9 protein-coding genes are annotated in these 14,666 nt (G+C 35.6%); 8 read left to right on the top strand and 1 reads right to left on the bottom strand.

Annotated features, from left to right (window positions below; translation table 11 throughout):
* Positions 1-60: 60 nt before the first annotated feature.
* The 8 genes from WH188_RS15140 to WH188_RS15105 all read left to right on the top strand — a co-directional run bounded on the left by WH188_RS15140 (position 61) and on the right by WH188_RS15105 (position 13,880).
* On the top strand, positions 61-2,472 hold the full coding sequence (locus WH188_RS15140) for a TonB-dependent receptor (protein ID WP_339424278.1): 2,412 nt from the start codon (positions 61-63) through the stop codon (positions 2,470-2,472).
* A 940-nt stretch (positions 2,473-3,412) separates the two neighbouring features.
* Positions 3,413-3,916 carry a hypothetical protein gene (locus WH188_RS15135; RefSeq protein ID WP_339424277.1) on the top strand — a complete coding sequence of 168 codons (504 nt, stop codon included), beginning with the start codon at positions 3,413-3,415 and terminating at the stop codon, positions 3,914-3,916.
* A gap of 464 nt (positions 3,917-4,380) precedes the next feature.
* Positions 4,381-5,772: an RtcB family protein gene (locus WH188_RS15130; protein WP_168126640.1), complete on the top strand. Its 1,392-nt coding sequence runs from the start codon at positions 4,381-4,383 to the stop codon at positions 5,770-5,772.
* Between the two features lie 4 nt (positions 5,773-5,776).
* On the top strand, positions 5,777-6,400 hold the full coding sequence (gene prfH / locus WH188_RS15125; RefSeq protein ID WP_168126638.1) for a peptide chain release factor H: 624 nt from the start codon (positions 5,777-5,779) through the stop codon (positions 6,398-6,400).
* 342 nt (positions 6,401-6,742) lie between these two features.
* A complete protein-coding gene (locus WH188_RS15120; RefSeq protein WP_021190001.1) occupies positions 6,743-7,285 on the top strand; it encodes an RNA polymerase sigma factor in 543 nt (180 codons plus the stop codon).
* A gap of 53 nt (positions 7,286-7,338) precedes the next feature.
* Positions 7,339-8,436 carry a FecR family protein gene (locus tag WH188_RS15115; RefSeq protein ID WP_132839727.1) on the top strand — a complete coding sequence of 366 codons (1,098 nt, stop codon included), beginning with the start codon at positions 7,339-7,341 and terminating at the stop codon, positions 8,434-8,436.
* A 248-nt stretch (positions 8,437-8,684) separates the two neighbouring features.
* Positions 8,685-12,047 carry a TonB-dependent receptor gene (locus WH188_RS15110; protein ID WP_237682735.1) on the top strand — a complete coding sequence of 1,121 codons (3,363 nt, stop codon included), beginning with the start codon at positions 8,685-8,687 and terminating at the stop codon, positions 12,045-12,047.
* Between the two features lie 15 nt (positions 12,048-12,062).
* Complete coding sequence (locus tag WH188_RS15105) at positions 12,063-13,880, top strand: RagB/SusD family nutrient uptake outer membrane protein (RefSeq protein WP_168126636.1); 1,818 nt, start codon at positions 12,063-12,065, stop codon at positions 13,878-13,880.
* A 244-nt stretch (positions 13,881-14,124) separates the two neighbouring features.
* Here WH188_RS15105 and WH188_RS15100 read toward each other — a convergent pair whose 3' ends face one another.
* Positions 14,125-14,652 (bottom strand): STM3941 family protein, encoded by a 528-nt coding sequence (locus tag WH188_RS15100; RefSeq protein WP_132768334.1) that lies wholly within the window; start codon positions 14,650-14,652, stop codon positions 14,125-14,127.
* Positions 14,653-14,666 lie beyond the last annotated feature (14 nt).

Here is a 14,666-nt window from a genome sequence, read left to right as displayed (position 1 = left end):
TGTTTGTTGCAAATGCAATCTTGTTGCATTAATGATATTGTTTTATACCTTTGCAACAAAATGTATGTAAAACAAGGTATGATGACTTCAAATAAAACTATTGCTTATCCGCTTTTCGTCGCTTTATTACTGTTGTGTGAAGAAAGTTCTGGACAAAGTAGGACACCTCTCGACACTTTGAAAAATATAAAACTTCCAAGTGCACAGGTTATAGGCATAAAAACAAACAATATTCGTCGCGTAGAAATTAATAGACAAAAGCTAGATCAGATCCAGACACAAACTTTGAGTGCGAGTCTCAGTCATATTTCTGGTGTGCAAAATGCTTCTTTTGGACCAAATTCTGGAAGCGTTATGATTCGGAGCTTAAGCGGTAATAGAGTAAAAATACTTAGCAATGGAATTTCCATGCATGACCTTTCTGGGATGAGTCCTAATTTGAATGTCAATCTGGATATGGATAATTTAAGTGGTATTGATATTTATAAAGGTTCTGCAAGTGTACGATATGGTGGCAAGGCAATAGGTGGAGCTGTTGATCTCAAGGATAATACCGTTCCACAGTCATTACTTTCAAAAAAATCGTCAGGAAGAGCAATTGTTGAAATTGGAACCAATAGTGGTAATCGCCAGGCCTTACAAATTGCCGGCAATCTTGGGAAACACTGGGTTTGGAATATAGGAGGAATGAATCAGAGTCATAAAAACCTGAAGATTCCCGCAAATACAAAAGCTCCTATTGCGTACGACCCGACTATCGATCACTTGACAGAAACAATGGCACAGGTACACGTAGATAGGGAAACTATCCGCAATCTATCCTTATATCCGTATATTAGTCAATTTGTAAAAGACCATATGAATGACTCCGATTGGGGATTGTCCGAGGCCGATCTTTATACTTTTCAGCAATACTCGTTTATTGGTGGTAAGCAGGTTCCTAATCCTACTAATGACCAATACATTGCTGGACAGGACCCAGCAACAGCCCTTTACACACAAGTTGTTCACGGTATAACAGATTATGTTCCGGTTACTCGTGGAATTATGCCTAATAGTCATGCTGAAAGCCGCTCGGTTAATATTGGAAGTAGCTTTATTAAAGAAAACTACAGCGTCGGAATTGGTTACCGGGCTCTAGAAGGTTATTATGGTGTGCCAGGATTTGCACAAGCGGCAAAACCAAAACATAGTCATGATGTTGTTTTGCCAGCTCCAATATATGAACCCGTCAATACCCGTGCTTGGTCACATATCCTATCAATGGAAAGCGCTATTAAACCATCTATTTCACAAATCACGGAAATAAAATTTAATTATTCGATGCAATTTGCTGATGATCGTGAACTTGTCGGTATTTATCAGGTGAACAAATTTAATACACGTAGACATACGACAAGATCGGAGCTACTTCATCAGTTCAGTAAAGATTGGACAGCTATAAGTGGTTTAGATTTTTCATTTATACGGATGGATGGGGTAGGGGAACAGAAATATCTTCCCAACAATCTAAGTAGAGAATTGGGAGCTTTTGTATTGCAGAAATATGAACATAATTTATTTACAGTCAATTTCGGTTATCGTCATGACTGGGTGGCTAGACGTGTTCTTTCTGATAACAGTTACACACCCAGTAGAGGCATGGCCGGTGGAAAATTGACACCAAGAGATTTTGATCTGAATCAGTTTTCTGGTGATATTCGTTATCATCTATTAAATATTGCTTATGTTCAGGCGTCATATTCTCATGCTGAGCGTGCTCCAGAGGTCAACGAACTGTATGCGGGAAATGACCATTTTGCAATTTTGGTAGAGGAAAATGGAGATGATCGTTTGAGTAAAGAAACGGCAAGATCTTATGAGCTTGGTACGGGATTAAATTTAGGTGGATTCCATCTGGCAGCAACATACTTCAGTAGCAATTATGATAATTATATTTACCTCGGTCACACCGGTATATCTCGTTCTGGCGGTTTTCTGGTGAAAGAGTGGCGTGCTTCTGATACAGAAATCAAAGGATGGGAATTGGAAGCTTCCTATAATTTTAAATGGAAAGATAAACACAGTTTTGAGTTAAATACTTTTGCAGATCTTGTCAAAAATAAAAATACTGCTGATGATAAAATGCGTACTTGGGCGGAGGGTGACTACATGCCCAATTTGCCAACAAGTAGATATGGCGTATCTACAACGATGACTTTGAACAGTTTTTACTGGAATACAACTTTTGATCATTATTTAAAGCAACGCTACCTTGGGAAAAATATAAATCTTGAGCCAGCGATGCCATCTTATTCATTACTCGCCGCACAAGTTGGTTATTCTTTTAAAATTAGGGAGTATGTTTTTACATATTACTTATCGGGTCATAATTTGCTAAATGTAGAAGCACGCCCTCAAAACTCATTGTTGAAATACCTCGCGCCGCTTCCTGGGCGTAATATTTCATTAGGTATCAAAATACAGTTATAGTCTAGGTATATTTTTTTTTGATTACGATATTATGTTGTTTTAAACCCTCTGACGCTACTTGTTATGTTTGCGACAAAAACATCGAAAATATAATTATAAGCTTTCCTGTGACCTGTGTTGAGGTTGAAAAAAAAGGACTTTAAATTTTTCAAATGGAATTTACTTGCATCAGAGGGTAAAATATTTTTATAGCGGAGTAGATGGTGATAGGTGAAGTACTGGCAAAGTATCTAAATTAAATGGATGAACTTGTCTTTCGACCACATATTTTTTTGTTCAAAATGACATTGGCAAATCTTCTTATTATAGATGTTTTAAATATGGATTTTAAAGGGGATTCATAGCGCTTTTAATAACATGACTTAAAAATAAAACACAAGTATTTTTGATTGTATCTTACTGAAAATAAGTTAATTTATCAATTAAACTAAAAATGTTAGCTATTTTATTTTCTCTTTTTAATCTCATTTCTGAGAGAAAGTGAGATCTCGAATACTAAATAAATTAGTCTAATTTTTGAATGCAAAAATCATTATAAAATTAATTTTAAAAATGAAATAAAACTAAAATAATTAGCATTAAATTGAGTTGTGAATTTGTCTTTTTTAACCGCAATGCAGTTGCTATATATTTTAGTATTCGTTTATTAATGGATTTATGTTCATGAATTTTATAGAAATTATTAAATCTAGGATAATTACATATAATGATGAAAATATAGGAAGATAATAGAATTGTAGCTTGGTCTCGATGTCGTGTAGTAGACTTGTAAATTGGACTTTAAAAAATTTTCTAAGTAAAAATACATTTAAAGGTGGTAAACTCTTTATTTATTATTATAAATACCTGTTTTAATGATAATTGTCAAAAGAAAGCACATTTATTGCTTCCATTATACTAAAATAGTGACAACCCAATATTTATCAGTAATTCAAATCGTATGCAAGCATATTCAAAAACATACTCAATTATCATAACTATATTTTTACTTTTTCAAAGTTCGGCTGTTATTTCGCAGGATTATAAAGATGAGCATATACTGCGAGACATTGTTTTTATGAGAACTGAGGGGCTGGTGATGACACAGTTGATGGAAAAACACAGTAAGAATAAGGATATACTTGTATTATGCAAACAGATCAGAAATTATTATAAAAATACACAACCGATATTGGTCGACATTATCAAGGGTAAAACCATTGATCTAGATCAAAATCAGTTTGAGCAGATCTGGAAAGCAGGAGAGAAATCTTTTTTATATTACAGTGATGAGTCCGAAAGTAAGTGGAACAAGTTATTTTTGGAACATATTAATGCAAGTGTAAATGCTTATACCAAACTTCTTCGGGAAAGACAAGATGATGATATCGCTTATTTTACTTTCAGAGCTTTACCAGAACTAGTCAATCTTGCAAAAGCATATCAGACTTTAGACAATAATTGATCAATTTGTAATAAATCTATTTAGTGAAAAATTTCGGAAAGTGATTTTAGCATTTTTTCTATTAAAATATAAATTGTAATAGTGTATATCAAGCACTTTTTTAGAATATTTTGAAGAAGAAAGCATTGCCGTATTATTTTTTTTAAAATAATTTTTACTTAATTCAAAATAAATAATATATTTGTCACGATAAATAATAATAACCCTTTAAACGGAGAACACAAAAATGTCTATAGTTACTATAACATCCATTAACATTACTGCAAAAGATGCGGTCATGGTTCTTCGTGCCCAGATATAAAGGATTCTATCAAATCATTATATTAAAAGCCCGAAGATAATTCGGGCTTTTTTGTTTATTCTATATTTTACATGCAAATTTTCCCGAATTGACAATTATTGGAACTTGTTTCCAAATATTCACTGTGTTTTTTTAACACATTTTTCAATTTTATAATACAATCATGGGAAGTAAAATCTCAGGGAAAGACCTCATAAAATTAGGTTTTCCTCAAAATAATACAATAAATATTGGTTTAAATCAAATACAACGTTATAGAAAGCGTGAGAAGAAAGAAGCTGTCTTACAAGAATTAAGTGCGGTATTGTCTAACCCTAGCATCTTTCATCATCATGGGATTTGGGGCAAGTTAGCAGAGGGTTTGATCAAGCCTGTTGAAGTGAAAATGCAGGAGTTATTGAAACAGCGCGCTCCATTTTCCATTTTTGGAGAAGATGTGATTGATGAAAAGGCTAAATTTCAACTCTATGATGCTTTAAAACTTCCTGTTGCAGTGGCGGGCGCATTAATGCCCGATGCACATTCGGGATATGGTCTACCTATTGGGGGCGTTTTAGCTACACATCAGGCTGTTATTCCTTATGGTGTTGGTGTAGATATTGGATGTCGTATGAGTATGTCTATTTTTAATTTGCCAGCCTCGTTCATAAAAGGGAAAGATGCGATGCTTTTAAATATCTTATCAGAACACACCAAATTTGGAATGTATGAAACGCATAAGAACAAAAGTGACCATGAGCTATTCTATCGATCCGAATTTCAGGACATCCCGCTTTTAAAAAGTTTGAGAGACAAAGCTTATAAGCAACTGGGAACCTCAGGTGGTGGAAATCACTTCGTTGAATTTGGAATTATTGAGCTTACACACCCCAAACCTGAATGGAAACTTGTTGCTGGTGAATACTTAGCCGTATTGTCACACAGTGGTTCTCGTGGATTGGGAGCAAATATTGCAAAACATTATACATATCTGGCTAAAAAGCAATGTCCTTTACCACGTCAAGTACAGCACCTTGCTTGGTTAGACCTAAATACACATGATGGGCAGGAATATTGGTTAGCAATGAATTTGGCAGGAGACTATGCAAAAGCATGTCATGAAAATATCCATCAGCGGATTGCTAAGGCCTTGGGTAAGCGTATTGTAGTGACAATCGAAAATCATCACAATTTTGCATGGAAGGAAATGGTCGGTGGTCAGGAATGTATTGTACATCGTAAAGGTGCGACGCCGGCAGGTAAAGGTGTTTTGGGAATTATCCCCGGATCGATGACCGCACCAGGCTACTTAGTAGAAGGCTTGGGACATGTGGGAAGTTTAAATTCCGCTTCACATGGTGCGGGACGATTATATTCGAGAGCTGATGCAAAATCCCTTTTTACCAAAACAGCAATGAGTAAAAAATTAGCCGATGCTGGTGTTCAAGTTATCGGAGGCAGTATGGACGAATCACCGATGGCCTATAAGGATATTGAAAAAGTGATGAGTTATCAAAAAGAATTAGTAACAGTTTTGGGAATTTTCAAACCAAAATTTGTCCGTATGGAAAGTTAATAAAATGGAAGTATATATTCAATTAAGTTCAGGAAAAGGACCCAAGGAGTGTGACTTTTTCCTTACAAAGGTGTTAAGTATTTTTAAAAGAGAAGCATTAGAAAAGCAGATATTGGTGACTATTGTGAGTCAAGAGCAGAGTGAGGGGGAGTTAATAAGATCTGCAATTTGTAAATTAACAGGACACGATATCGATATATTTCTTCAATCGTGGACAGGTTCTTTGCAATGGACTTGTACAAGTCCATTTCGTACTTTTCATAAAAGAAAAAATTGGTTCATTGCTTTGTTTATTGTTAATGAGAAGAATGAGGTAGCAATTTCGGAAGATGATATTCTTTATCAAATGATACGAAGTTCGGGACCTGGTGGACAACATGTAAATAAAGTTAGTTCTGCTGTTCGCGCACTTCATATGCCGACAGGGTTAATGGTCGTAGCGATGGATACAAGATCCCAATTACAAAATAAAAAATTAGCAACAGAACGTCTTGCGTTAAAGATCATGAATATGCAGGATCTGACTGTTAAGCAAGAAAAAGACCTCCAATGGCATAATCATGCTGAAATAGAGCGTGGTAACCCCATCCGGGTTTTTAAAGGTATCAAATTTAAATGTTCATTATAAATTTGATAGATGGAGATGAATCACTGTTCAAAAGCCCTATGTTTAAATACCTAGGGCTTTTGTACTATAATTAGAATTTGCATTTATATGTGGAGGTACTAATTTATCTAAATAAGCAGTCTTAGACCGAAATTATTTCATTTTTATGTAAAACCGTAGCATCGATAGATCACTACATTTTAGTTGATTAATGAAAATTTTTAATAAAAACCAGATTAAAAATGTGATTTGTTTTTTGTTAAATATTATATTAACGCTATCTTAACACACCAATTATAACTTTGCAACTGAAGAAATGTAAAGTTCTAGTATGCAATTTAAATTGATCAAGAGTAAGAAATCATGAAGACGTGGTCTGATAGCGAATTGTTTGAGGAATTAAAGAAGGACAATAAAATGGCCTTTTCAATTTTATTCGATCGATATTCGGATATTCTTTTTCGTTTTATCCAAAAGCGGATTGAATCTGTTCCAGATGTCGAAGATATAATACAGGAAGTTTTTATTTCTATGTGGAATAGACGAAGCAAAATTGAAGTGAGTGATTCCATTTATCCTTACTTATTTAAAGCTGCCAAATATGAGATGATTGATTGGCTTATTAAAAGTGAAAAAAGAAATCGTCATCTTGATTATCTTGAGATTAATAAAGATCAATATCTTATCGGCACTACCAGTGAAGATGAACTGATCGCTAAAGAACTTGCAAGGCTTCTAGAAAATGAAATGTCTCGTATGCCTGATACTATGCGTTCTGTTTTTAGACTCAGCAGGAGTGAAGATATGTCAATAAAAGACATTGCCAATCAACTTTCTTTATCTGAGCAGACTGTCAAAAATAATGTTTCTATGGCGCTGAATAGACTCAAATTTAAACTCAAATAATTATTTTACTTTTTTTCGGTACTTATTCACCCAAAGTCGGGTTATAAGGATGTATGAAGGAAAATAAACCCATAGATTCTCAAAAACAATTACTTCAGAAATATCTGGATGGTCAATGTACACCTGAAGAACATAGACTGCTTTTGAATTGGTTTTATTCAATTGAAGATGACCAGTCTCAAGAGACTTCGGATACCGAACGGATTCAATCATTAGGTAGATCAAAATCTATCGTAATGGATCAGCTAGATGTTACTTCTGATTCAAATCCAGTGAGAAAGATGTTTGACTGGAAAAGATTTTCCGTAGCGGCCGCTGTTATAGTGCTCGTGAGTATTGCTACATTATACTTCGTGAAAAATAATATTCAATTAAAGGAAGTCCATTTGGCAGCACAAATACCAGATTCTACTGGAACTTATAAAAATGATATCCTGCCTGGGTCTTCTTATGCTTATCTATCTTATAAGGGTAAAAAAAGTGAAATAAAAGACCATCAACTAAATAAGAGTAATGTCCCGCATTCCAGCAACTATTTTATAGAAGTACCCAATGCTGGCACATATAAATTGGAATTAGAGGATGGTACATTGGTTTGGTTAAATTCTTCTTCTACACTAGATTATCCGGATGCTTTTGGTGTAAAAGAGCGTCGGGTAAAGCTCACAGGTGAAGCTTATTTTGAAGTGAAAAAGGATAAGAATAGGCCCTTCCGCATTGAAGTCGAGGGTAGTACTGTTGAAGTTCTAGGTACAAGTTTTAATATTAATGCTTATGCAGATCAAGTGAATACAACTCTTGTTGAAGGTAAAGTAAAGATTCTAAAAGGAAATCACGAACATGAGTTGCTTCCGGGAGAAGAGGCTTTGATAAAAGGTGATGAAATTAAAATTCAACAAACAGATGTTTCAAAACATATAGCTTGGCAACGAGGAGAGTTTTATTTTGACGGCAACAATCTTCAAGATATTTTATCACAGATTGCGCGATGGTATGATGTTGAAATTATTAATGCTGAAGCTTTGACCTTAAATTCATCTTATAAAGGCTCTTTAAGTCGTGAATTGAAACTTTCCGAAATTCTGAATTCATTGGCATATGTGACTAAGAAAAAATTTGAAATTGATGGACGAAAAGTAATTATAAAATAACAGAATTATAAACCTTAAAATTTGAATGATATGATCGAAACCTAACAAATACTAGTTTACGGCCAGATCCATAAAAAAAGGGAGTGTTGACGCACTCCCAAATGGAAAAAGGCAATTTATTGAAATGTGAATTCTATAGATTAATCAACCTTTAACTATTCAAAGTTATGAATTTTTTTTCTCCTATAATAATCCGGGATGATCGGAGGAGTCGACCCTATGCCTATGTTTTTAAAATCCTGCTAATTATGAAGTTAATTTGTATGCTGGTTGTGTTGTTTACACTCGGGGCCCAAGCATCGGGATATGCTCAGAATGTAAATATTTCGATGAAGAATGCGAAAATAGAGCATGTGCTGAAAGAGATATCTAAGCAGACTAAATTGCGTTTTTTTTACGATGAAAAATTACTCGAGCAGACCGGTCTTGTAGATGTGTCTGTTTCTAAATCAGATGTTCGCACCGTCTTAAATCGGGCACTAAAAGGTCAAAATCTTGCATTTGAGATAATGGGGGGGACAATCGTTATTGCTGAAAGAAATAAAACAGATATTGAAATATCTGGTATAGTGCGTGATTCTATTGGGGTTATGCGGGGTGTAACTGTATCCGTTTTGGGAGTATCTGGCCTTTCGACAAAGACAGATGCAGATGGACGGTTTTCTCTTCGTGTACCAGAAAATGGCATTTTACTTTTCCGTTTTTTAGGCTACAAAGATCAAGAGGTTCAGGTTGCAAATCAAAAGGTGATCAATATCCGAATGGAAAGCGCAGAGTCGCACTTGGATGAAGTTATTGTCGTGGGTTATGGAACTCAAAAAAGAGTCAATTTATCTGGTGCTGTTGACCAGATCAGTGAAAAGTTTTTGGATAGCAGACCGATTACTAATGTTGGCACTGGGCTACAGGGAGCTATGGCTAATCTAAACATAACGCCTACGAGTGGTAGAGCAAATAGTTCACCTGGGATTAATGTAAGGGGGTATACATCATTATCTGGCGGTGGACCATTAATTGTGATTGATGGCGTTCCGGCCACAAATGATGAATTAAACAGAATGAATCCCATTGATATTTCTAGTGTTACGGTTTTAAAAGATGCCGCATCTGCAGCAATCTATGGTAGCCGGGCTGCTTTTGGTGTGGTCTTAGTAACGACAAAAACAGGAACAAGTAAAGAGATAAAGGTAGCCGCCAATTCAATTTTTGCAGCTAAAGCAATAACTAGAACGGTCGACATTGAAGATAATCCATATGAAGTCATGAAGTATAGGAATATCATGGGTGCTCCTTGGTATAATCTTTATGATGAAAGGATGCTCGAATATGGTAAAGCTTTAAATGATGATCCTTCATTACCACGTGTGATTGTGGATCCAAAAAATCCTAATGCTTATATCTATTTAGGTTCAACAGACTGGTTCAAAGAAGTATATAAAGATATTCAGCCTTCTTACACGAACAACATCAATATATCTCAAAAAAATGAAAAGTCTTCATTTTATCTTTCTGGAGAGTATTATAGACAAAATGGTATGCTCAGAATCAGTCCAGATACCTATGATCGCTACAATTTTAGAGCTAAGGGAGATTATAAATTAACTGATTGGTTTACATTATCTAATAATACAACCTATACTGCAGATAAATATGACCAACCATCTGCTATTGATCAAGGTTATCTTTATTGGCATAATGTTAACCGCCAGCCCTCATTAAATACGGTACGCAATCCTGACGGAACCTATACAGAAGCCGGTGTAAGTATGATCGGTGCTGTTGCCGATGGAGGAAGAAGTGTTCGCAGAGTCAATGATTTTCAAAGCAGTTTTGGAGCTAAGATCGATCTACTAAAAAATGTCTGGACTTTAAATGGTGATGCAACATTTAGAAGGGTATCCGGTAAAAGTCATTATTTTGTGGTGCCACTGGAATTTAGTACAGGTCCAGGTGTTATCAAACGCCAAGCTTTCAATAGCTCAGCTTCAAATGGAAGTGATGAAACCCGCTATAATGTATATAATCTGTATTCCCAGTACCAACAGACATTAAAGGATCACTATTTTTCATTAATGGTTGGTTTTAATCAGGAAGAACGTATTTATGAGTCGTTTTCTGCCTCACGTGATCAATTGATCGCCAATTCTTTGCCTACTATTGGACTAGCCACAGGAGAAACACCTTCAGTTGGTGCATCTGACTATGCATGGTCGGTCAGAGGTGCATTTGCTAGAATTAACTACAGTTATAAAGAGCGATATATTTTTGAATCAAATCTGAGATATGACGGTTCTTCAAGATTTCCTAAAAAAGATCGATTTGCATTTAACCCATCAGTTTCTGGGGCTTGGGTGATTTCAAAGGAGAACTTTTTTGCTCCGCTAAGTGCGTCTGTTTCAAATTTGAAGTTACGCGGATCCTATGGGTCATTGGCTAATCAAGATCTGCGTGATAACTATTATCCATATATCGCAAATATGGGAAAAGGTACAAGTATTGTGTTAGATGGTAAACGCCCTGCTTATGTAACAAGTCCTGGTTTGGTCTCGCCTACGTTAACTTGGGAAACAGTTACACAATCAAATTTCGGAATAGATATCGGCCTTTTTGGTAATCAATTTTTTGGATCATTTGATTTGTATCAACGTATGACAAAAGATATGCTGACTGCGGGTCGTACGTTACCTATTGTTCTCGGTACCGGAGTACCATTAGAAAATGCAGCAGATTTAAAGACAAAAGGTTGGGAGTTAACCCTTGGTTTTAATAAAGAGTTTATGGTCGGTTCTAAACCTCTTTCCTTTGCAACTCGATTTAATCTTGCTGACAGCCGTGCTTACATAGAAAAATTTAGCAATCCTAAAAATAACTTAAATGATTACTATGTAGGACAGGAGATCGGTGAAATGTGGGGATTGACCACATTAGGTTTTTTTCAGTCAGCAGCAGAAATAGAGGCACATGCTGATCAGAATGATGTTACTTCTTATCCGGGTACAAGAGGCCTCGAGCCAGGTGATCTTAAATTTGCGGACATAAACGGAGATGGAAAGATCAATAACGGTGATTGGACATTAGCAAATCATGGTGATTATAAAGTGATCGGTAACTCAAGACAGCGATACACTTATGGCCTTGATTTAACATCGGCATGGAATGGTATAGACCTTCGTATATTTTTGCAAGGTGTCGGTAAGAGAAATTATTATCCTCCTGGAGGCGACCATTACTTTTGGGGTATCTATGCTCAACCTTGGGCGAGTTTGACAAAATTTAATTTAGATCACTGGACGCCAGATAATCCAAATGGATACTTGCCTAGACCTAAATCTTATGTAGCTGAGCAAAGTGGAATCGAATTGGCAGCTACACAAACTAAATATTTACAAAATGCGGGCTATTTAAGGGTTAAAAATATTACGGTCGGTTATACTTTTCCAAAATCGTTGACAGATCGTTGGGGAGTGGATCGCGTTCGTTTATTTGCCAGCGGCGAAAATCTTTTTGAATTTACGAAATTGATGGATTATTTAGATCCAGAGATTGTAGGGGATAGAACTGCTTATCCATTTCAAAGAACATATTCTTTGGGCTTGAATTTTAATTTTTAAATAATGAAATGTATCATGAAAAATATAAATAGATGGATAATCGTCGGGGGTACATTAATGAGTATGTTTGCCCTAGTCACAAGTTGTAATGATGATTTTATGGATCGATATCCTACTACATCAGTTACTGAAGAAGTTTTTTTCAATAATATTACAGATTTAAAAACATATACAAATAGTTTTTACAATACTTTAAGTTCACCGATCGCAGATATCGGAACGGATAACTTGGCCCATCATAATTCAGGAAGCGCTATAGATGAAATGATGAGGGGAGGTATAACACCTCAAAATGCGAGTGTTTGGAGCTGGTCCACTTTGCGTGGGATCAACTTTTTTCTAGAAAATTATGGACGCGTTAAGAATGCCAGTGCAGAGGAAGTGAATCATTATGTCGGCATAGCCAAATTTTTCCGTGCACGGTTCTATATTGAAAAAGTCAATATGTATAATGATGTACCTTGGTATGGACACACTTTGAATACCGCAGATATTGAACCGCTACATAAGAAGCAAGATAGTAGAGCTTTGGTGGTTGATTCTATTATGGCTGACCTAGAATTTGCAGCAGCCCATATAAAACCTGACGGACACAAATCGACTGTAACTAAATGGGCAGCTTTAGCACAGCTGGCACAGTTTGCACTGCAAGAAGGTACATACCGTAAATATCATACCTACTTAGGTTTGGCTGCTAGTTCTAAAACGTTTCTAGAAAGAGCAGTATCTGCTTCGGAGAAAATCATAAATGAGGGTGGCTTTCAGATCAGTAAAGCCGGTGGTGTAGATAGAGCTTACAGAGACTTGTTTATCAGTCAAAATCTTCAGGCAAATCCGGAAACTATTATGTTTATCGATTACGATAAAGATTTGAATATGAGACGGAATACGCATACGGTATTGGATTATGAATGGGCTTTAAGCCAGACACTGATGGAAAGCTATTTGATGAAAGATGGGACTAGATTTACAAATCAACCAAATTATAAGACAAAAAATGTCAATGAAGTATTTGCAAATCGAGATCCACGTTTTGAGCAAACATTCATGAAGCCTGGATTTCAATCGATTGACGCAACGACACCACATCGTTTGAAGCCAACTTTAGGTGGGTATAATCAGATTAAATTTTATCCGGAAGTTACCGAAATGATTAGCTGGGAAGCTTCTTACACGGATGCATTTGTATTTAGATATGCTGAAGTCCTATTAATTTATGCAGAAGCTAAAGCAGAACTTGGAACTTTGAATAGTCAAGCAGATCTGGATAAGTCGATCAACCAACTAAGAGCGCGTGTTGCTATGCCTCCTATGATTTTAAGTGAAGCGATGGGTGCTGTAGATCCTATATTACAACAATACTATCCTAATGTAAAAGGAAATGTTGGACTAATTTTAGAAGTTAGAAGAGAAAGACGGGTTGAATTAGCATGTGAAGGCCAGCGCTATCGTGATATTTTTAGATGGGAAGTTGGTGAACGTCTTGCAGATCAACAGCAAGGTATGTATGTAAAGGCGTTAGGTGCAATGGATGTCACCGGTGACGGGAATCCCGATATAGCTATATTAGAATCGGCGAAAGATACAGGTCCTATTGCTGGGTTTACTCCAGAACAACTGAAGAACATTACACTTTACTACCTCAAAGATGCAAATGGTAATAATAATAGCATTTACCTAGAGAATGGAAGTAATGGACATATTATGTTTACTGTTGCTAGGGATAATAAGAAAAACTTTATTAAAAATAAGCACTACTATTATCCTATCGCCAATAGTCAAATGGTGTTAAGTGGAAGTAACTTAGTGCAAACATTAGGTTGGGAACAATAGTAGGAAATAATCGATCTTACATAACCCTAAGAGAAGATTAAGAAGGTAGTTAAGAGAAGGCTTATCTGTGATGGGATAAGCCTTCTCTATTTTTGTATTTTTCTTAAATTTGGAAATTTATTAGATCGACCTTAATTAAATAATAGTGCCATAAAAGTCTTTTCGCAGAATCGGAAATGAAGGTTTCTATTATAGTATGATGGTTTTACAGGAGACCATTCATATTATTATCGAAAATGAATAACTATGCAACTTGTTGTTTCCAGTAAGATACAAACAAGTCATAGAGTTCATTTATGCTCATATCAATTTCGGAAGCAGAATACATGATCTGTAATTCTTGAGATTGTTTATCAAAAGCCATATTCCAAAACATCTTGGAAAGTTTTGTTTGGTAATATGCTACATTTGTTAAGTATACAACCACCAAAGTATCGCCACCAACTTTTTGAACTTCTAAACCAGTAACATCTTTCCAGTTAATTGCTCCAATACCTCTTGATAGAGGTGAGGTTTTTCCGCTTACAGTGTTTTCATTCAATTCAAAAATTGCAGACTTATCATTCATATTTATGATACTCTTTATCACGAAAATCAGCATAATCAAAAATACAGCCCCACTAGCCACTGCTACCTTTGCTTTAAAAATATCGTCAAAAGTGCCTAATCCATAAATAAATACAATGCCCAGGACTAGACAGATCGCTCCAGAACTGATTAATAACTTTCTGCTTTTAGCTGTATCTCTAAAGATTTTAATTTCTTTGTTCATATATCATGTATGTA

This window comes from Sphingobacterium sp. MYb388 (assembly GCF_037479535.1).
GTDB lineage: Bacteria > Bacteroidota > Bacteroidia > Sphingobacteriales > Sphingobacteriaceae > Sphingobacterium > Sphingobacterium anhuiense.
This window is presented reverse-complemented; position numbering and strand designations above follow the sequence as displayed.

Excerpts from the sequence above, each read along its gene's own strand:
- WH188_RS15140 (WP_339424278.1), top strand. The coding sequence starts at position 61 with ATGTATGTAAAACAAGGTATGATGACTTCAAATAAAACTATTGCTTAT.
- WH188_RS15135 (WP_339424277.1), top strand. The coding sequence starts at position 3,413 with ATGCAAGCATATTCAAAAACATACTCAATTATCATAACTATATTTTTA.
- WH188_RS15130 (WP_168126640.1), top strand. The coding sequence starts at position 4,381 with ATGGGAAGTAAAATCTCAGGGAAAGACCTCATAAAATTAGGTTTTCCT.
- prfH (WP_168126638.1), top strand. The coding sequence starts at position 5,777 with ATGGAAGTATATATTCAATTAAGTTCAGGAAAAGGACCCAAGGAGTGT.
- WH188_RS15120 (WP_021190001.1), top strand. The coding sequence starts at position 6,743 with ATGAAGACGTGGTCTGATAGCGAATTGTTTGAGGAATTAAAGAAGGAC.
- WH188_RS15115 (WP_132839727.1), top strand. The coding sequence starts at position 7,339 with ATGAAGGAAAATAAACCCATAGATTCTCAAAAACAATTACTTCAGAAA.
- WH188_RS15110 (WP_237682735.1), top strand. The coding sequence starts at position 8,685 with ATGAAGTTAATTTGTATGCTGGTTGTGTTGTTTACACTCGGGGCCCAA.
- WH188_RS15105 (WP_168126636.1), top strand. The coding sequence starts at position 12,063 with ATGAAAAATATAAATAGATGGATAATCGTCGGGGGTACATTAATGAGT.
- WH188_RS15100 (WP_132768334.1), bottom strand. The coding sequence starts at position 14,652 with ATGAACAAAGAAATTAAAATCTTTAGAGATACAGCTAAAAGCAGAAAG.